The sequence below is a fragment of the Gilliamella sp. B3127 genome (genome assembly GCF_026536935.1).
Classification (GTDB): Bacteria; Pseudomonadota; Gammaproteobacteria; order Enterobacterales; family Orbaceae; genus Gilliamella; species Gilliamella apicola_E.
On sequence record NZ_JAFNNI010000004.1, the window covers coordinates 202035 to 221380 of the forward strand.

The window sequence follows — 19346 nt, forward strand, 5'->3', positions numbered from 1 at the left end:
TATCCACTTTTTAAGTCGTAGGAGTTAAATATTTTCCGATTAGTGATTTTGGATTTTTCACCAAGTCTTTAGGGGTTCCTTCGGCAATGATTTCACCGCCTTTTAATCCTCCTTCAGGGCCAAGCTCCACGATCCAATCACACGATTCAAGAACTTCATGATTATGTTCAACAACAATCACAGAGTTTCCGCTTTTGATTAATTCATCCAACAGTTTTATCAGCTGAGCTGTATCATAAAGGCTTAAACCAGTAGTGGGTTCATCCATGATATACAAGATATGACCTTTTCGTTGCCGTCCTAATTCCTTCGCGAGTTTTAGTCTTTGGGTTTCCCCCCCGCTCATTGTTGAAGTGGGTTGCCCAAGCTTTATATATCCCATACCAATCCGTTCCATTATCTGTAACGGACGAACGATGAAATCATTATCACTAAATAGGGCTATCGCTTCAGAAATCTGCATATCAAGAATTTCTGAAATATTTTTCCCTTTATACGTGACCGTTAAAACTTCGTTGTTATATCTTTTACCTTTACATTTTTCGCACGTTGCGTACATCTTTAAGCTACCTTCAGGAAAAATAGCTTTACGTCCACTACCATGACACTCTCGACAAGCGCCCTCGGAATTGAAGGAAAAGTGTCCTGCCGTTAAATTTAACTGTTTTGCTTCGGGTTGTTCTGCAAATAATCTTCGTATCTTGTCCCATATTTTGGTAAAAGTAACAGGATTCGAATTTATATTTCTTCCTATTGGTGCCTGCGATACTTCAGCAAAGCCAGAAATATTTTCTGCGCCATCAAGCCTTTCGGCTATTGTTTCGATTAACAGTGATTCTTCTTCAAGATCTACTTCTTCTCCATTGGTATTGTTCTTATTGGCGTCTAAGCGAAAATAACTTTTTAACAGGGGCGTAAGTGTGTTCGATATCAAGGAGCTTTTTCCACTTCCGGAAACGCCCGAAACCCCAATAAGAACGCCTAATGGAAATGCGACTGAAATATCTTTTAAATTGTTGGTTTTTGCATGTCGAATGACTAAACGGGGAATAGCAGAATCATCGATATTTTGTTTTAACATCCTTACCGGCATTTTTGCTTTGCCGGAAAGATATTGTCCTGTCAATGATTTATCGCATTTTAACAGACCTGCATAATCACCTTCATAAATCACTTCTCCGCCTTCAATCCCCGCTTTTGGGCCAATATCAATGATATGTTCAGCTATTTCTATCGTACTTCTGTCATGTTCCACGACAATAACCGTGTTGCCCAAATCTTTAAGCGCTTTTATAGATTGTAAAAGTTCAAGTTTTTCTGATTCATGTAGACCTACCGTGGGTTCATCAAGAATATAGATAAGTGACTCAAGTTTGGATTCCAAGTGCGAGTTAAGGAAGAGTCGTTGAATTTCCCCGCCACTTAGTGAGGACATTTCTCTATAAAGTGACAAATGACCTAAACGAGAAGCAATTAATGAGTTTGTTTTACCCAAAATATCTTTAAGAAGATTTTTCCCAAATTGCGTTATTTCGTTTAGTTCCAATGCCGATTCAAAAAACGTTTTAGCCTCGTCTAAAGTCATTTTGCCGACTTGACCAATATGTTTATCATTAATTAATATGTTGCGAGCTTCTTCACCTATGCGATATCCGTGGCATTCTGAGCAGAGGGTTATTTCGTACAGACCATTTAAATATTCGCCTCTTTTGTGTTTAGCTTGCAAAATTCTTGATAAGCAGAAGCTTTGATTTGCACTGTTATTGCTGACATAATGGCCGTTTACCACTTCTTCTTTTATTTCATCCGGTATTTCTAAATAAGGCTGATCCATATAGCCTTTGAAATTCCTTTCCAAGACGCGAAGTATACCGGGGGTTACCCCGATAAAATTGAATAACTCTCGAACGGTGGGATTTTTATTTGCAATAAGCTTTTCCATATTAACGTGATAATATGCGCCTCTGCCAGCGCATTTCATACACATTCCGTTAGGGTTATTATAGGAAAAATAGCCTAATTCAAGGCGCTCTTCCTCATATCCACACTTAGCGCAGACCTTATCTTGTCCAATAGTTTCGTTGCACTCTGAACATTTAACCTGCCCTTCACTTGAATACAGTAGGGCAAGAAGGTTGAATATATTTGTTTTTGAACCGACTGTTGATCTTGGGTTATTCTGACGTACAACACTTTGTTTAACTGCAATTGTCGGGCCAATACCCTCTATGCTTGCAAATTTTCTCTCATTTTCAAGTCCCGGAAATATTCCTAATGATTGAAGATACCCTTTACGTCCTTCTTCAAACACAATATCAAACATCAGACTAGACTTTCCTGATCCACTTATACCGGTAGCAACGGTTAATTTGTTTTTGGGAATAGTAATATCAACGTCTTTAAGATTGTGAATGCGAGCTCCTGTTATTTTTATACTTTTCATCTAATCAAACCTTGTCTTTTTAATTAAGAAATTCCAACTAATTTATTTATCGTTAAGATCAAACTATTGAGGAAATATAGAGCATTATTTTTTATTAGTGAAATGAAATATATATATTTTTTAAAATTTATTGACAAAATTGCAATTTTGTACATTGGTTGTATTTGACCAATATTTTTACTCGAACTTCATCGAAAAATTATCTAATAATTTTATATTGGCTTTCGCTTCTTTTGCCTAGCTAAATTAGGTACCTTAATTAGTAATTAAAAAATTTATTAATAAAAATTCAGAAGGATAAAAGTGTTTAAGAAAAAGTTTAAAATTAAAAAATGACATTGTTTTTTAAATGTCCCAGTATTTATTATCCAAAAATAACGTATTAGAAATTATGTGCATCTATCATCAAACAAAAGCGACTGTCATTTTCGCGCTAAAACCATAAAATCTCTCACAAGAACCAATTTTACGAATTCTAAATCCGACTAAAGCAGATTTTTATGCCAAATATCTCCCACAAAATGCCAAATCTTCACATTTCATAATAAAAGATTCATAATAAACTTCGCGTTTAATTGTCCATATTCGATATAAAATAGAACCCAGAACGATAAGATTAAAGGAGATTTACCAATGCATGTGCACTTTATCATCCACGAAGATTTCGAAGCACCTGGCGCATATGAGCAATGGGCAAAAATGCATCAACACACCATTAGTTATTCTCGTGTTTATCTTGGTCAGCCGCTTCCCGATAAGATAGATAAGATTGATATGTTGATTATTATGGGTGGTCCTCAATCACCAGCAACGACCAAAAAAGAGTGTCCACATTTTGACTCATTAGCCGAGCAAGCCATCATATCTACGGCAATCAAATCACAAAAAATAGTCATCGGTGTCTGTCTTGGCTCGCAATTAATTGGTGAAGCCTTAGGTGCACATTTCGAGCATAGTCCGGAAAAAGAGATTGGTAAATTCCCAATTACGTTGACCGAAGCAGGCAAAAAAAATCCGCTTTTTGCGCATTTCGGTGATAGTTTGGCGGTCGGCCACTGGCACAATGATATGCCGGGTTTAACCCCAAATGCCCAAATCATTGCCTATAGTGAAGGCTGTCCACGGCAAATCATTGCCTATGGTCAATTCGTGTATGGTTTCCAATGTCATATGGAGTTAACCCATGACGTGGTTGAACAACTTATTGCTCACTCTGAAAATGACCTAAGACAAGCCGAGAAATACCGTTTTATTGATACTCCCCAGCAACTTCGTTTACATGACTATTCTGAAATGAATCAAAAGCTTTTTGGATTTCTAGACAAGTTAAGCCTTTTATCACAGACCCAAAAATAATAAATTTGATGATGATATAGAAACAATCCAAAGCTATATCATCAAAAAATCATAAGTAACGAAAATTAAACAAAAATTAGGATAGCCACCAGCTATCTAAGTAATAGTTTGTGAGATATATTGATAGTTCGTATACTCATAAAATAATGTAGTTAATAATTCCGATTAGATGAAAGGAGCGATTCCATGGCTTACACACTACCCCCTCTACCTTATGCTTATGATGCTTTAGAACCTTATATTGATACTGAAACAATGCATCTACACCATGATAAACATCATCAAACTTACGTAAACAATGCCAACGCATTATTAGAAACCCTACCTGCTGAATTAAACGATTTTTGTCCAGAAACATTATTAAAAAATTTAGACAAAGTACCAGCAGACAAATTGACTGGAATTAAAAACAATGTCGGTGGTCACGTTAATCACACCCTATTTTGGGAACTGCTAAAAATTGGAACCGAGCTTAAGGGCGAACTTAAAGCGGCAATAGAAAAAGATTTTGGTTCGGTTGATGCGTTTAAAGAAAAATTCTCAGCAGCGGCTGCAACCCGTTTTGGTTCAGGTTGGGCGTGGTTAGTATTGAAAAATGACAAACTTGAAGTCGTGTCAACCGCGAATCAAGATACCCCAATTATGGGCGAAAAATTTGCCGGCGTTTCAGGCACACCAATTCTAGCGCTTGATGTTTGGGAACATGCTTACTACTTAAAATACCAAAACCGCCGTGCGGATTACATTGGTGCATTTTGGAATGTCATCAATTGGGACAAAGTCGCTCAATTATATGCAGAAGCAAAAAAATAATCATCTCAAATAAACCTAAAAAAATGACGCTTTAGGCGTCATTTTTATTTTTTAGCATAGCGTTAAACGATCGCATTTACTCAAATGGCTAAAGCAAAGTCATTGCTAAGTTATACTTAAATCCGTTACAATGTACGATTAGTTAAAAACAGCAAAAACAGCAAAAACAGCAAAACATGTTTGAAATTAATCCTATCAAATCAAAAATAACCGAATTAACCGAACGAACGAATGTCATTCGGGGGTATCTTTGACTATGACCTCAAAAAAGAGCGTCTAGAGGAAGTCAATGCCGAACTAGAACAATCCGAAGTTTGGGCCGATCCAGAAAAGGCACAAGCATTAGGCAAAGAACGCGTTGCGCTAGAAGAGATCATCAATACCATCAATACCTTAGAACAAGGTCTGGACGACGTCGAAGGGCTACTTGAACTTGCTATTGAAGCAGAAGATCAAGACACTTTTGACGAAGCCAATCAAGAAGTTGAACAACTCGAAAAAAAGCTAGCCGGTCTTGAATTTCGCCGAATGTTCTCGGGTGATTATGATAGTGCTGACTGTTACTTAGATATCCAATCAGGCTCAGGGGGTACTGAAGCCCAAGATTGGGCTGAAATGTTACTGCGAATGTATTTACGCTGGGCTGAATCGAAAGGTTTTACAACCGAAGTGATGGAAGTATCAGACGGCGATGTAGCTGGCATAAAATCAGCCACAATCAAAGTAACCGGCGATTATGCTTATGGTTGGTTACGCACTGAAACCGGCGTCCACCGCTTAGTACGAAAAAGCCCATTTGACTCAGGAAACCGCCGTCATACTTCATTTGCATCGGTATTTGTCTATCCAGAGGTTGATGACAATATTGATATCGACATCAATCCAGCCGATCTACGTATCGACGTTTATCGGGCATCGGGCGCGGGTGGTCAGCATGTCAATAAAACCGAATCTGCTGTACGTATTACCCACGTACCAACCGGAATTGTGACACAATGTCAAAATAACCGCTCACAACATAGCAATAAAGATCAGGCCATGAAACAGTTAAAAGCAAAACTGTATGAGCTTGAAATGCACAAAAAGAATGCCGAAAAACAACAAATGGAAGAAAACAAATCCGACATTGGTTGGGGCAGCCAAATTCGTTCGTATGTACTTGATGATTCACGAATCAAAGACTTACGCACAGGCGTTGAAACACGCAATACTCAAGCCGTATTAGACGGCGATTTAGATCAATTTATTGAAGAAAGCTTAAAAGCCGGTTTATAACTGGTAATAAATAAAAGGTAAAATTATGTCAACACAGCAAGAGCAACAAAACCATATTGAAGAGTTAAATAACGAGCTTACAATACGTCGTGAAAAGCTAGCTGCAATTCGCGAACAAGGCATTGCTTTCCCGAATGACTTCCGTCGTGACGCAATTTCAAGCGATCTTCATAAATTGTATGATGAAAAAACTAACGAAGAGTTAATTGAAAACAAAATTATTGTAACCGTTGCGGGTCGAATGATGATGCGCCGTATTATGGGTAAAGCTTCATTTGTCTCATTACAAGATGTTGCAGGGCAAATCCAACTCTATGTCACGCGTGATGATCTACCCGAAAATTACTACAACGAACAATTCAAAAAATGGGATCTTGGTGACATCGTTGGTGCTAAAGGCTACTTATTCAAAACAAAAACAGGTGAACTATCAATCCACTGTGAAGAAATCCGCCTACTAACAAAAGCATTACGCCCATTACCCGATAAATTCCACGGTTTAGCAGATCAAGAAATGCGCTATCGTCAACGTTACCTTGATTTAATTACTAATCAACAATCACGTGACACCTTTATTGCGCGCTCAAAAGTGGTAACTGAAATCCGTAACTTCATGTTAGAAAACCACTTTATGGAAGTTGAAACCCCAATGATGCAAGTCATCCCAGGTGGTGCATCAGCCAAACCATTTATTACGCACCATAATGCGCTTGATCTAGACATGTATTTACGAATTGCGCCAGAACTTTACTTAAAACGTCTAGTGGTAGGTGGATTTGAGCGTGTATTTGAAATCAACCGCAATTTCCGAAACGAAGGGGTATCGCCAAGACATAATCCTGAATTCACCATGATGGAAATGTATATGGCTTATGCCGATTATAAAGATTTGATTGTATTAACTGAAGCGTTATTCCGTCGTTTAGCCATTGCCGTGACGGGGAATCCAGTAGTGCAATATGGCGAACACACTTTTGATTTCGGCAAACCATTTATCAAAATGACCATGCGTGAAGCAATCTGCCATTATCGCCCAGAAACCAATAATGCTGATTTAGATGATTTTGACAAAGCTTGTGCGATTGCAAAAGCAGTGGGAATCAAAGTGGAAAAAGGCTGGGGACTTGGTCGAGTGGTAACTGAAATATTTGAAGAAGTGGCTGAAGCTAACCTCATTCAACCAACATTTATCACCGAATACCCGGCAGAAGTCTCACCACTTGCTCGTCGAAACGATGAAAACCCATTTGTAACAGACCGCTTTGAATTCTTTATTGGTGGACGTGAAATTGGTAACGGCTTCTCAGAACTTAATGATGCCGAAGACCAAGCACAACGTTTTGCTGACCAAGTATCACAAAAAGACGCGGGTGATGATGAAGCAATGTTTTATGATGAAGATTACATCACCGCATTAGAACATGGCTTACCGCCAACAGCAGGGCTAGGAATTGGGATTGACCGAACCGTAATGCTATTCACCAATAGCCATACCATTCGGGACGTCATTTTATTCCCAACAATGCGTCCAGTTAAATAGTTTCGACAAAGTTAATCAAACTCACTTATTCACCAATAAGTGAGTTTTTTTATATCAAAAACCCCGCTCCTCAACTTTTTTTGCTATAAAAAAGACAAAAATAAACCCACCAAGGTGGGGGTTTATGTGGGTTATGCTCAAAATTGCTTTTTATTGCTCGGGAGCGGTGATGGTACAAAGCCCTACCGAAATGCTTTCATAGCCAGTATAAGCCCAATGTATACGACCATCATCAGGGAAAACAACATACCGATTATCGTTGTCAGGAGCTATAACATTGGTCCAGAACCTGTTAGTACCAAAGTCGGCTTTTTCATATTTGTTTAGATTACCCCACTCTGCAATAAAGCTGGCACCAATTCTACGCTGATAATGATTATCAGGTGAGGAAGGTGTAGCACCAATCACTTCAAAACGTTTTGCATTAGTTAAATCTTTAACCGTAGGCATACGGTAACCAATTTTATTACACCAAGACTCCATATTAGAATAGGTATAATAACCTTTACCTCGGTTGACAAACCATTGTTTTATCTTAAATCCATACTTGACAGCGTCCTTACCATTATGGACATAATGACCAATTAACTCGAAAGTCTGTGGCAAAGTAGGCTTAGCAATAAGACCAGGGTTACTAGAATTCCATTGGGATGCCTTTGCAACTGGACCGGTTAAGGTAACCCGTACGCTTGTCGGTGTGGGATTGCTCATAGTAGCGGTGATACCTCCCTGAGTGACAGAAGACCAAGCCAATTTCTGACTATTACCAGCAATTTCTAAATCAAAGTACATGTTATTAGCACCCGTAGTCGGAAAGTTTTTACCATAATAATCAGGCCTAGTATCCTGAGTGAAAAAACCCTTATAAGGATTCCAAATAGAAGCCGGACCAGCGTTCTCTTCTAGATTATCTGCAATCAAAACGGGTTTGGCAAAACAAACCTCTGGTTTAGTATCAGGGTTAGGAGTAACATAATAAGTCACACTACTTGCATTGAAACTACGACTACGAGGAACCCCATAACTTGTGGATAGTGTACCATTCGTACTAGTTAATTTAAGACGATAAGGGGCACCACAATGCCCTAATACTGCATGACGTGATACAGTTTGGTTGTATTTATCGGTGACAGATAAACTTAAATTACCTGTAGCTGTAACATCTGTATCGCCATCATTATCCCCCCAATATTTATAAGTATCAACAAGCCTAGTTAATGTGACTGAATTTGTATTAACTGGAACAAACATGTTAACGCGAGCAAGACTTTGACCAGCAACAGGTAAGACGATTGGTTCTGAAGAAGATGAAGTATTAGTTGAAGGCGTGTATTGCACACCATTTGATAAAGTAATACTGAGCAGACCATCAGTATCAACCGCACGTGTAAGGCCACCGTCATAAGTTAAATAAGGCGCACTACCATGAATCTGATTTTTTGTCGTCTGTGAAGTTAATGCATGGCTGGAGTAAAAAGGTATGAGTAAAAGGCCTAGCGGTAAAAAGATCTCTCGAAATAATTTAGATCGACAAAATGATCCAAATGACGATCGGAACGACGATCGACTGCGTGATCTTAAATTTTTGTCAATTAATAAACCGGAGTGTAAAAAAAGAGGCTGAGAGTTTAAATTTGGCGAATTTAAATTATAGGTTGGCCAAGTTGCCTGTTGCCTGTTGCCTGTTGAAAATTATAGAACATATGCGACAATCCTGTCAAGTATATTTATGATTTATTTACTATTTTATGTTTTTTGATTACATTTTAGCTATCCAACTAAAATGATCCGAAAAAGATCTAAAATACTGTTAGCTAAATTATGTTTTAATTGATAAATAAGGGCTTTACAAATCTTTGAAATTATAGTTTTTAATCCCAAGAAAATATAATTTTATTTAAATTTTGTTCATTTATTGATTTTTAGGTGGGGTTTTAAATGCCAAAAACCTCGTTCCTCAACTTTATTGCAATAAAAAACGCAAAAATAACCCCACCAAGGTGGGGGTTATGTGGGCTATTGCCCACAAAATTGCTTTTATTGTACGACCATGCTAAGGCAAAGTGCAAAGCCCTACCGATTTATCATACGAGGGCTCAGCCCAATGTACATGACCATCTTTAGGAAAAACAACGAACCGGCTTAAACCTTTTATATCACTGGTCCAGTACCATCGGGCGGCGTCAAAGTTGGCTCGGTCATATTTACCTATATTACCCCACTCCGCAAGCAAGCCTGCACCAATTGTACGCATATAATAATCACCTGATGATGAAGGTGTACCTCCAGCAATTTCATAACGTTTTGCATTAGTTAAATCCTTAACTTTAGGCAGGCGATAACCAATACTGTTACACCAGGATTCCATGCTAGGATAGCTGTAATAAGTTTTACCTCGGTTAACAAACCATTGTTTTAACGTAAAACCATATTTAACGATAGCTTTACCACTACTATCTCGACCAACTAACTCGAAGGTCTGAGGCAAAGTAGGCTTAGTAATAGGACCGGGATTGCTGGAATTCCATTGGGATTCAGTTGCTGCAGGGCCAGTTAAGGTAACCCGTACGCCTGTCGCTGTAGAGTTGGTCATAGTCGCCGTGATACCACCACGCGAGACAGAACCCCAAGACAATGCTTGACTATTACCTGCAATCTTTAAATCAAAGTACATGTTGTTAGCACCTGTAGTCGGAAAGTTTTTACCATATGAGTCAGTTGATTGAGGTAAAAAACCAAGAGATGGATCAAAAATTTCAGGTGGACCCGCTTTTACACCTCCATTGCCTTCGAAAGATAGACTTGGACTGGCAAAACAAATTTCCTGCCCCTTAGGTTTGACAAAATAAGTGATCCGACTAGGATTGAAATCACTACTATTGGGAAAACCATAACGCGTTGTTAATGTACCATTTGTACTAGTTAATATAACCTCATAAGGCGCGTTACAAGGCCTTAACACTGTATTACGTGATACTGTTCTATTTCTATAATCAACGAGAGATAACTCTAAAAAACCATTAACATTAATCTCACCATCACCGTCATCATCCCACCAATAATTATTGGGCGGACCAATAAGCGTTTTTAAAGTGATTAAATCGACATTCGTTGGAAAGATCATATCTATATCAGCAAAACTTTGACCTTCAACAGGTAACTCAATGGGTTTTGAAGATGAGGAGGTATTAGTTTTAGTCGTGTACTGCTTTCCGTTAGATAGCTTAATGCCGAGCAAATCTTCAATATTAGGAGCACGAGTCTTACCACCATCAAAAGTTAAATAAGGTGCATTACCTTGAATCATATTTGAGGTTTTAGAGGTTAATGCATGGCTAGAATAAAAAGGTATTAGTAACAATCCAAGCGGTAGAAAGATCTGTCGGGATAATTTAGATCCGAGAGATGATCGGAATGATAATCCACGTGACGATCTAATGCGTGATCTTAAATTTTTGTCGATTAATAAGCTAGAGTGAAAAAAAAAAGACTGAGAGTTTAAATTAGGAAAATTTAAATTATAGGTTGCCCTAGGCTTTTGCAAATTGTAATACATATTCGACTATCCTGTCAAGTAAATATTTGATTTATTTACTAATTTGTGTTTATTGGTTAAATTTCAGCTACTCAACTAAAATTATTCGAGAGTATAATAACTGGAAAAACATGGCGCAATAAATTTTTCATTTTATATCGTTAATCTTTGTAAAGCTCTTCAGAGAAAAAGAACTAAACAACTGTTAGTTAAATTAAGTTTTAATTGATAAATATCAACTTTACAAATCCTTAAAAACGATAATTTTTAATTCTAGGAAAATTTTATTTTATTGGAATTTTTCAATTTATTGATTTTTAGGCGGGGTTTTAAATGCCAAAACCCCGTTCCTCAACTTTTTTGTTATAAAGCATCACAAAAATAAACCCGCCTAAGCGTAAGCTTATGTGTCGTTAAGCCACAAAATCGTTTCCATTCCTAATCCCTCCCCTAAACCTTAGTATAATTAAGAACGAAAAAATAAGTGTTAAGGATAAGTGCAAAGCCCTACCGAAGTGACAGCAGAGCCAATATAAGCCCAATGTGTATGACCATCATCAGGGTGAACAATAAACCGATTATACTCATTGCTAGGAGTTATAACATTGGTCCAGAACCAGTTAGTACCAAAGTCGGCTTTTTCATATTTGCTTAGATCACCCCACTCCGCAATAAAGCTGGCACCAATTCTACGCTGATAATAATCACCTGATGAGGAAGGTGTAGCACCAGTCACTTCATAACGTTTTGCATTAGTTAAATCTTTAACCGTAGGCATACGATAACCAATTTTATTACACCAGGACTCCATACTAGGATAGGTGTAATAGGCTTTACCTCGGTTGACAAACCATTGTTTTATCTCAAACCCATACTTGACAGCTTTCTTACCATTATGGACATAATGACCTATTAACTCGAAAGTCTGCGGCAAAGTAGGCTTAGCAATAAGACCAGGGTTACTAGAATTCCATTGGGATGCAGTCGCAACTGGGCCGGTTAAGGTTATGCGTACACTTGTCGGTGTAAAATTGCCCACAGTAGCAGTAATACCTCCCCGAGTGACAGAAGACCAGGCCAATAGCTGACTATTACCAGCAATTTCTAAATCAAAGTACATGTTATTAGCACCCGTAGTCGGAAAGTTTCTATCATAAAACTCTGGCTTATTATGAGTGAAAAACCCCTTATAAGGATTCCAAATAGAAGCCGGACCAGCGTTCTTTTCTTTATCTGCAACCAAAACAGGTTTGGCAAAACAAACTTCTGGTTCAGTATCAGGGTTAGGAGTAACATAATAAGTCACAGTACTTGCATTAAAACTACGACTACGAGGAACCCCATAACGTGTGGATAGATTACCATTCGTACTGGTTAATTTAAGACGATAAGGGGCACCACAAGGCCCTAATGTTCGATCACGTGGTACAGCTCGGTTGTATTTATCGGTGACAGATAAACTTAAAGTACCTGTAGCTGTAACGTCTGTATCGCCATCATCATCCTTCCAACCAAGCATACTGAATTCCACTGAATCTTTGTCAACTGGAATAAACATGTGAATGCCACTAACAGGTTGGTTAGCAATAGGCAAGACGATTGGTGCAGAAGAAGATGAAGTATTAGTTGAAGGCGTGTATTGCACACCATTGTTAAAAGCAATACTGAGTAAACCATCAGTATCAACCGCAAGTATGCTAGCGCCGACATTTTTATAAACAAAATAAGGCGCACTGCCCTGAATATGATTTCTTGTTGTCTGTGAAGTTAATGCATGGCTTGAATAAAAAGGTATTAGTAAAAGGCCTAGCGGTAAAAAGATCTGCCGGCGTAATTTAGATCTGAGAGATGATCGGAATGATAATCCGCGTGACGATCTAATGCGTGATCTTAAATTTTCGTCGATTAATAAGCTAGAGTGAAAAAAAAAAGACTGAGAGTTTAAATTAGGCAAATTTAAATTATAGGTTGCCCTAGGCTTTTGTAAATTGTAATACATATTCGACTATCCTGTCAAGTAAATATTTGATTTATTTACTAATTTATATTTATTGGTTGAATTTTAGCTACTCAGCTAAAATGACTCGGGAGTATAATAACGGGAAAAATATGGCGCAATAAATTTTTCATTTTATATCGTTAATCTTTGTAAAGCTCTTCAGAAAAAGAACTAAACAATTGTTAATTAAATTATGTTTTAATTGATAAATATCAAATTTACAAATCCTTAAAAACCATAATTTTTAATTCTAGAAAAATTTTATTTTTTTGGAATTTTTTTCAATTTATTGATTTTAAGGGGGGGTAAATGCTAAAAACCCCGCTCCTCAACTTTTTTTGTGTAAAATCAGTAACTTTTTAGCCGTTAATCAATTTGATAATTGACAGCTAGTTATTAGTCAGTTGATTTTTTTTAGGTAAAATTAAATTTAACAAAATCGCTAAAATTCCACATAAGCTAATGCCTTGTAGTGCATAAGACCCAAAATCAAATATCATTCCACCGATCCCAAAGACTAATACTAATGAAACAATACACATATTGCGTGGTATAGAGAGATCGACTTTATGTTTAATTAATATATTAATACCTACTGATGCAATCGAGCCGAATAAAAGCACCATAATCCCGCCCATAACAACTGTTGGGATCGTACTTAAAAAAGCGCCGATCTTTCCAACAAATGACATGAAAATTGCCCAAATTGCCGCCCAAGTCATTACTCGTGTTTTGAAGTTACGGGTTAATGTGACCGCGCCAATAACTTCGGCATAAGTGATACAAGGTGGACCACCAAAGAAGCCTGCACTTGAGGTTGCTAATCCATCACCAAGCAATGTTCTTTGTAAGCCCGGATCTCGGGTATAATCTTTTCCGGTTACGGCACTGATCGCCATAATATCACCAACATGCTCGATCGTCGGTGCAATTACAATTGGGATCATATATAAGATAGCTTGCCAGTGAAACTCTGGAAAGGTGAAATCTGGTACTTTAAACCATGGCGCATCAATAATGGGTTGAAAATTGACTATGCCCATTATGCAAGACAATGCGTATCCCACAACAATACCTGCAATGATCGGGACTAATCTAAAAAAGCCTTTGACCCAAATTGCTACAATTAAGGTGGTTAATAGTGACGCCATTGAGATCAAAATTAATTGATAGTTTTCGGCGGGTATTCCACTGTCGGTTCCCATTGCCATTTTGACGGCTACCGGTGCAAGTGATAGACCGATAACCATTATGATCGGTCCAGTAACCACTGGCGGTAAAATGCGATCAATTACGTGCTTTCCGTTAATTTTGACCAAAAAGGCAAAAAACATAAACACAAAACCGGCTGCAACAAGTCCACCCAATGTTGCAGGAATTCCCCACTGTGCAACGCCAAAAGAGATCGGTGCAATAAAAGCAAAGGATGATGCTAAAAATACCGGGACTTTTCCTTTGGTGGTGAGTTGAAATAATAGTGTGCCCAATCCGGCTGTGAATAAAGCAACATTGGTATTTAATCCGGTTAATAATGGCACAAGTACTAATGCACCAAATGCAACAAATAGCATTTGAGCGCCGGTAAAAATATCTTGCCACGAATGTTGTGATGCATCATTATTGATATTGGTAGTTTTAGACACATTGTCCTCTCTTATTCCACTTAATGTTAATCATATCTATTTATAATCAAATAGTAGGCATAAAAAAACCGGTTAAAACCGGTCTAAAATTTGAGATTTTATTTAGTGCCGAATATTTTGTCTCCGGCGTCACCAAGTCCTGGTAAAATGTAGCCCTTTTCATTCAACCGTTCATCGATTGATGCGGTATAAAGTTCGACATCTGGGTGAGCTTGTTCTAATGCTTTGATTCCTTCTGGCGCAGCAACTAATACAAGTACTTTGATATTTTTACATCCTGCTTTTTTGAGCAGATCAATAGTTGCAACCATTGAACCACCGGTAGCAAGCATTGGATCAACGACTAATGCCATTCGTTCTTCAATATCAGAAGTTAGTTTTTGGAAATAAGGAACTGGTTCAAGCGTTTCTTCGTTACGATAAAAACCAACAACACTAATTCTTGCACTAGGTATATGTTCTAAGACACCATCCATCATTCCTAAACCAGCACGTAAAATAGGCACAACGGTGATTTTTTTACCTTTGATTTGTTCTACTTCAACAGGTCCACACCAACCTTGAATTGTGACTTTTTCAGTCGGTAGATTGGCTGTCGCTTCATAAGTTAATAAGCTACCAACTTCACTAGCAAGGTCTCGGAAATCTTTTGTGCTAATATCGTGTTCACGCATTAAGCCGATTTTATGGCGAACTAGAGGGTGTTTTACTTCAACAATTTTCATGGGGGCCTCAGTGTTATTTTTCGATGATCTAATTAGTAGGTATAAATAACCACTGAGAGGTAATTATAGCAGAGTTATCAAATCATGAAAACCAGAAATCCCAATAAAGGCATTATTATTGATGATGTGAATACTTGCTTGTCATTTTTTTATAAACTTTCACCTTCGAGGTATTCAACTGGTAAATCGATAACTTTTTGGTCTATTTTTTCGCCATTGATACGCTTTAGTAGTAATTCAGCAGCAATTTTGCCCATTTCGATTCTTGGTGTTTGAATTGAGGCTAGCTTGGGATTCATATATTGACCAATTTTATGACCATGGAATCCAACGATGGCTATTTGTTTCGGTATTTTAATACCAATACGTTGACATTCAAGTAGCACACCTAGCGCCAAATCATCATTAGTACTAAATATACCATCGACACTTGGGTACTCTTTTAGTATTTGGTGTAAAAATCTTGCGCCTAGTTCATAGGATGAGGCTTCTTTGGTTGCTAATGTTTTAGGCGTTAATCCTGCCTCTTGCATGGCTTTTTCATATCCTTGCTGACGTATGATGCTTCGCTGATCTTGCCTTGCACTGAAGTAAACTATGTTGCGTCGGCCTTTGTCTATCATGTGATGGATCATATTTTTGGTGGCTGTAAAGTTGTCAAATCCAACAGCCATATCTATACAGGGTGAGACACTGTCCATAATTTCAACTACAGGTACGCCAGATATTTCGATCATTTTGAGCGTAGCCGGATTGTGTATTCTTTCTGTTAATATGAGTCCATCGATGTTGTATGAGAGTAATGAACGAACCCGTAGCTCTTCTTTATCCGCACTGTATCCGGTGTGGGTGATCATGGTTTGGTACCCTTTTACATCAGTAACCATTTCGATACCTTTTAAAATATCAGCAAAGACTTGGTTGGTTAATGAGGGTAATACCACTCCGATAGCATAACTTTTGGCATTAGATAGCATGTCAGGCGCTTTATTAGGAATATATCCTAATTTATCAATAGCCGATGAGATTTTTAACCGAAGTGATTCTGATACTAGGTTGGGATCTCGCAAAAAGCGACTGACTGTCATTTTGCTGATGCCAATTAAATTGGCGATTTCTTGTAAGCCTGGACGACGTTTTTTACTCATTGTTTATTTTCCGGTAATCTTGGTTGCCAATCGATGGGTGTTTTACCATGCTGTATAATGATCGCATTTGCTTTTGAGAAGTGTTTACATCCAAAAAAGCCACGATGTGCAGATAATGGTGATGGATGTACCGCGGTTAATACATGATGTTTTTGCCGATCAATAAATTGACCTTTCTTCTGAGCCGGCGAGCCCCAAAGTAAAAATACCACGCCTTCCAAATGTTTATCGATCGCAGCAATAACATGATCGGTAAAGGTTTCCCAACCTATTTTGGCATGAGAGTGGGCCTGACCAGCTTCAACCGTTAATACGTTGTTAAGTAGTAGTACGCCTTGAGTTGCCCAGTAACCTAAGTAACCATGATTTGGAATAGTAAATCCATCAATATCCGTTGAGAGTTCTTTATAGATATTGAGTAGTGATGGCGGTGGTTTGATTCCCGGTAATACAGAAAAGGATAAACCATGAGCTTGGTTTGGGCCATGATAAGGGTCCTGCCCTAGGATTACCACTTTGATGTTATTAAATTCAGTGAAACGAAATGCATTAAACACATCGCGCTGAGGAGGATAAATGGTTTTACCTTCAGCGCGTTGTGTGGCAACAAATTGCATTATATGTTGAAAATAGGGCTTCTCTTTTTCAGAGCCAATAACATCGTTCCAGGTTAATTGATTACTCATATTTTACCTTTACTATTATTTTATCTGGTACTGCATTGATAATAATTATACCTAAAAATAATAATAAACCTAATGCTAATCAATGCTGGATGATATTAAATAAATACTCTTAAATATTCAGTTAAACACAAAATTGCCATGGATTGACCATATGTCATCGATGTTAATGGTATTTGTTTGTAATATTCTAAGTCACTGCCCATTGCAGTACCTAATGAAACATTTTCGAACAGGCATATCTATATTGATTATTAACTCCCAGATATAATTGATATTTTTACTGACCAGTTGCTAAAAAGCTAATCAACGGTAAAACTTATCAGATTAATAGCTTTTTTTGATTTTAATCAAATTTTGAAAGTGCTATATTAGTCTCAATAGTTTAGGACAATAACGTCCAGATCCATTAGGAGGATTTAAAATGATTACAGGTATCCAAATTACTAAAGCTGATAATAAAGCACTACTTAACTCATTCTGGTTATTAGATGATTCAACAAAAGAAGCTCGTTGTGTTGCTGCTAAATCAGTTTATAAAGAAGATCAAGTTGTCCCAACTGCTGAACTTGGTCAAATCGAATATCGTGAAATTCCATTAGATGTAGCACCAACAATTAAAGTTGAAGGTGGTCAACATTTAAATGTGAACGTTCTTCGTCGTGAGACTTTAGAAGACGCAGTTCAACATCCAGAAAAATATCCACAATTAACTATTCGTGTTTCTGGTTATGCTGTTCGTTTTAACTCGTTAACAGCTGAACAACAACGCGATGTTATTGCTCGTACTTTTACAACTAAAATCTAAGTTTCTTATTTGACAATAAGTTTCACCCAGCTTTATGCTGGGTTTTTTTTAACTTTTAATTTAGGTTTTATTGCACCCAAGTTAAATATTGCGCTGTGTCAAATTTACATTCAATATTTACAGATACATTTAGTCTTATTTGAGTGTCAAAAAAATAGCGAAGCAGGAAACCCTACTTCGCTATTAAGTGATATTTTTTATCCAAAAAACTTTTTCACTTTATCAAAAAAGCTTTTTTCTTTTGGGCTGTGTTTTGAGTTTTTGTCAGCTTTGAAACTTTCACCCAATTCTTTTAGTAGCTCTTTTTGTTTGCCAGTTAAGTTTACTGGGGTTTCAACCACTACGTGGCAGTATAGATCACCTACTGCGCTACCGCGTAATGATTTAATTCCTTTTCCACGCAATCTGAACATTTTACCTGTTTGAGTTTCAGCTGGTATGGTTAAGCTGACTTTACCATTTAGTGTTGGTACTTCTACTTCACCACCAAGTGATGCTAAAACAATGTTAATTGGAATTTCACAATGTAAGTTTGTACCATCACGTTCAAAGATTGCATGTGGTTTTACTTGTACCTGGACGTATAAATCTCCGGCTGGGGCGCCATTAAGTCCCGCTTCACCCTCGCCTGAAAGTCGAATACGGTTTCCGGTATCCACGCCAGCAGGGATGGTAACAGATAGTGTTTTCGTTTTCTGAATACGTCCTTCACCATGACATTTTTTACATGGATTTTTAACGATTTTTCCACGACCGTGACAGGTTGGACACTCTTGCTGTACAGCAAAGAAGCCTTGTCGCATTTGTACAACACCAGCGCCATGACATGTATCACACGTTACGACATCTGATGATTTTTCTGTTCCTTGTCCATGACATACATCACAAGTTACCCATGTTGGTACTTTTATCTCTTTACTTACGCCACTTGCTGCTTCTTCTAGCGTTAATGAGATGTTGTATTGTAAATCATCGCCTCGTGACGCGGTTTGACCACGTCCGCGCCCACCACCGAAGAAATCACTGAAGATATCATCAAATGCAGAACCTCCACCAAAACCACCAAATCCGCCGAAGCCACCGCCTCCAGCACCACCTTGACCTTGTTCAAAAGCAGCATGTCCATACTGATCATAAGCAGCTTTCTTTTGTGGATCGGTTAAGATTTCATAAGCTTCTTTGACTTCTTTGAATTTCGCTTCAGCTTCTGCTTTATTATCCTGATTTTTATCCGGATGATATTTCATGGCTAGGCGTTTGTAGGCTTTTTTTATCTCAGCTTCAGTAGCACTTTTACTTACGCCTAATGTTTCATAATAATCTTTCTTCGCCATAATTAACCTTTAACTTTAGTCATTATATAAACAACTAAACGGGC

Annotated in this window: 14 protein-coding genes and 1 pseudogene; 5 read left to right on the top strand and 10 right to left on the bottom strand. The window is 37.8% G+C overall.

Going from position 1 to position 19346, the window contains the following annotated elements; genetic code table 11:
- Positions 1-10 precede the first annotated feature (10 nt).
- Positions 11-2443, bottom strand: a complete 2433-nt coding sequence (locus J3U00_RS08305; RefSeq protein ID WP_267332125.1) for an excinuclease ABC subunit UvrA — start codon at positions 2441-2443, stop codon at positions 11-13.
- A gap of 633 nt (positions 2444-3076) precedes the next feature.
- On the opposite strand from J3U00_RS08305, the gene J3U00_RS08310 reads away from it, so the two are divergent.
- From J3U00_RS08310 to lysS, 4 genes are all read left to right on the top strand, one after another.
- A complete protein-coding gene (locus J3U00_RS08310; RefSeq protein ID WP_267332126.1) occupies positions 3077-3799 on the top strand; it encodes a type 1 glutamine amidotransferase in 723 nt (240 codons plus the stop codon).
- A 186-nt stretch (positions 3800-3985) separates the two neighbouring features.
- On the top strand, positions 3986-4612 hold the full coding sequence (locus tag J3U00_RS08315) for a Fe-Mn family superoxide dismutase (RefSeq protein ID WP_220225348.1): 627 nt from the start codon (positions 3986-3988) through the stop codon (positions 4610-4612).
- 176 nt (positions 4613-4788) lie between these two features.
- Positions 4789-5887, top strand: a protein-coding gene (gene prfB / locus J3U00_RS08320) for a peptide chain release factor 2 (RefSeq protein WP_141677433.1) whose coding sequence is annotated in 2 segments (ribosomal slippage) — positions 4789-4863 and positions 4865-5887 — 1098 coding nt in all. Because the reading frame shifts where the segments join, the coding sequence is not laid out codon by codon here.
- Between the two features lie 25 nt (positions 5888-5912).
- Positions 5913-7427 carry a lysine--tRNA ligase gene (gene lysS / locus J3U00_RS08325; RefSeq protein WP_267332127.1) on the top strand — a complete coding sequence of 505 codons (1515 nt, stop codon included), beginning with the start codon at positions 5913-5915 and terminating at the stop codon, positions 7425-7427.
- Between the two features lie 150 nt (positions 7428-7577).
- On the opposite strand, the gene J3U00_RS08330 is transcribed toward lysS, so the two are convergent.
- The 8 genes and pseudogenes from J3U00_RS08330 to J3U00_RS11685 all read right to left on the bottom strand — a co-directional run.
- A complete protein-coding gene (locus J3U00_RS08330) occupies positions 7578-8765 on the bottom strand; it encodes a hypothetical protein (RefSeq protein ID WP_267332128.1) in 1188 nt (395 codons plus the stop codon).
- A 715-nt stretch (positions 8766-9480) separates the two neighbouring features.
- Positions 9481-10734: a hypothetical protein gene (locus J3U00_RS08335; RefSeq protein ID WP_267332129.1), complete on the bottom strand. Its 1254-nt coding sequence runs from the start codon at positions 10732-10734 to the stop codon at positions 9481-9483.
- Positions 10735-11449: 715 nt separating this feature from the next.
- Positions 11450-12961, bottom strand: coding sequence for a hypothetical protein (locus J3U00_RS08340; RefSeq protein ID WP_267332130.1), 1512 nt, complete (start codon positions 12959-12961; stop codon positions 11450-11452).
- A gap of 389 nt (positions 12962-13350) precedes the next feature.
- A complete protein-coding gene (locus J3U00_RS08345; RefSeq protein ID WP_416379899.1) occupies positions 13351-14586 on the bottom strand; it encodes a uracil-xanthine permease family protein in 1236 nt (411 codons plus the stop codon).
- A 116-nt stretch (positions 14587-14702) separates the two neighbouring features.
- The gene (gene upp / locus J3U00_RS08350; RefSeq protein WP_220225352.1) at positions 14703-15329 is read right to left on the bottom strand and encodes a uracil phosphoribosyltransferase; all 627 of its coding nucleotides are present in this window, start codon (positions 15327-15329) and stop codon (positions 14703-14705) included.
- A gap of 149 nt (positions 15330-15478) precedes the next feature.
- Complete coding sequence (gene gntR, locus J3U00_RS08355; protein ID WP_267332132.1) at positions 15479-16477, bottom strand: gluconate operon transcriptional repressor GntR; 999 nt, start codon at positions 16475-16477, stop codon at positions 15479-15481.
- Positions 16474-17163, bottom strand: a complete 690-nt coding sequence (gene ung / locus J3U00_RS08360; protein WP_267332133.1) for a uracil-DNA glycosylase — start codon at positions 17161-17163, stop codon at positions 16474-16476. The genes gntR and ung overlap by 4 nt, the downstream gene beginning before the upstream one ends.
- A 95-nt stretch (positions 17164-17258) precedes the next feature.
- Positions 17259-17387, bottom strand: a pseudogene (locus J3U00_RS11685) (glycoside hydrolase family 88 protein); the annotation flags it as partial.
- Between the two features lie 197 nt (positions 17388-17584).
- On the opposite strand from J3U00_RS11685, the gene grcA reads away from it, so the two are divergent.
- A complete protein-coding gene (grcA, locus tag J3U00_RS08365) occupies positions 17585-17968 on the top strand; it encodes an autonomous glycyl radical cofactor GrcA (RefSeq protein ID WP_065563808.1) in 384 nt (127 codons plus the stop codon).
- Positions 17969-18165: 197 nt separating this feature from the next.
- Here the strand turns inward: grcA and dnaJ are convergent, their stop codons facing one another.
- Complete coding sequence (dnaJ, locus tag J3U00_RS08370; RefSeq protein ID WP_065563809.1) at positions 18166-19302, bottom strand: molecular chaperone DnaJ; 1137 nt, start codon at positions 19300-19302, stop codon at positions 18166-18168.
- Positions 19303-19346: the final 44 nt, after the last annotated feature.

Excerpts from the sequence above, each read along its gene's own strand:
- grcA (WP_065563808.1), top strand. The coding sequence starts at position 17,585 with ATGATTACAGGTATCCAAATTACTAAAGCTGATAATAAAGCACTACTT.
- J3U00_RS08335 (WP_267332129.1), bottom strand. The coding sequence starts at position 10,734 with ATGATTCAAGGTAATGCACCTTATTTAACTTTTGATGGTGGTAAGACT.
- J3U00_RS08340 (WP_267332130.1), bottom strand. The coding sequence starts at position 12,961 with ATGTATTACAATTTACAAAAGCCTAGGGCAACCTATAATTTAAATTTG.
- upp (WP_220225352.1), bottom strand. The coding sequence starts at position 15,329 with ATGAAAATTGTTGAAGTAAAACACCCTCTAGTTCGCCATAAAATCGGC.
- gntR (WP_267332132.1), bottom strand. The coding sequence starts at position 16,477 with ATGAGTAAAAAACGTCGTCCAGGCTTACAAGAAATCGCCAATTTAATT.
- J3U00_RS08315 (WP_220225348.1), top strand. The coding sequence starts at position 3,986 with ATGGCTTACACACTACCCCCTCTACCTTATGCTTATGATGCTTTAGAA.
- dnaJ (WP_065563809.1), bottom strand. The coding sequence starts at position 19,302 with ATGGCGAAGAAAGATTATTATGAAACATTAGGCGTAAGTAAAAGTGCT.
- J3U00_RS08310 (WP_267332126.1), top strand. The coding sequence starts at position 3,077 with ATGCATGTGCACTTTATCATCCACGAAGATTTCGAAGCACCTGGCGCA.
- ung (WP_267332133.1), bottom strand. The coding sequence starts at position 17,163 with ATGAGTAATCAATTAACCTGGAACGATGTTATTGGCTCTGAAAAAGAG.
- lysS (WP_267332127.1), top strand. The coding sequence starts at position 5,913 with ATGTCAACACAGCAAGAGCAACAAAACCATATTGAAGAGTTAAATAAC.
- J3U00_RS08305 (WP_267332125.1), bottom strand. The coding sequence starts at position 2,443 with ATGAAAAGTATAAAAATAACAGGAGCTCGCATTCACAATCTTAAAGAC.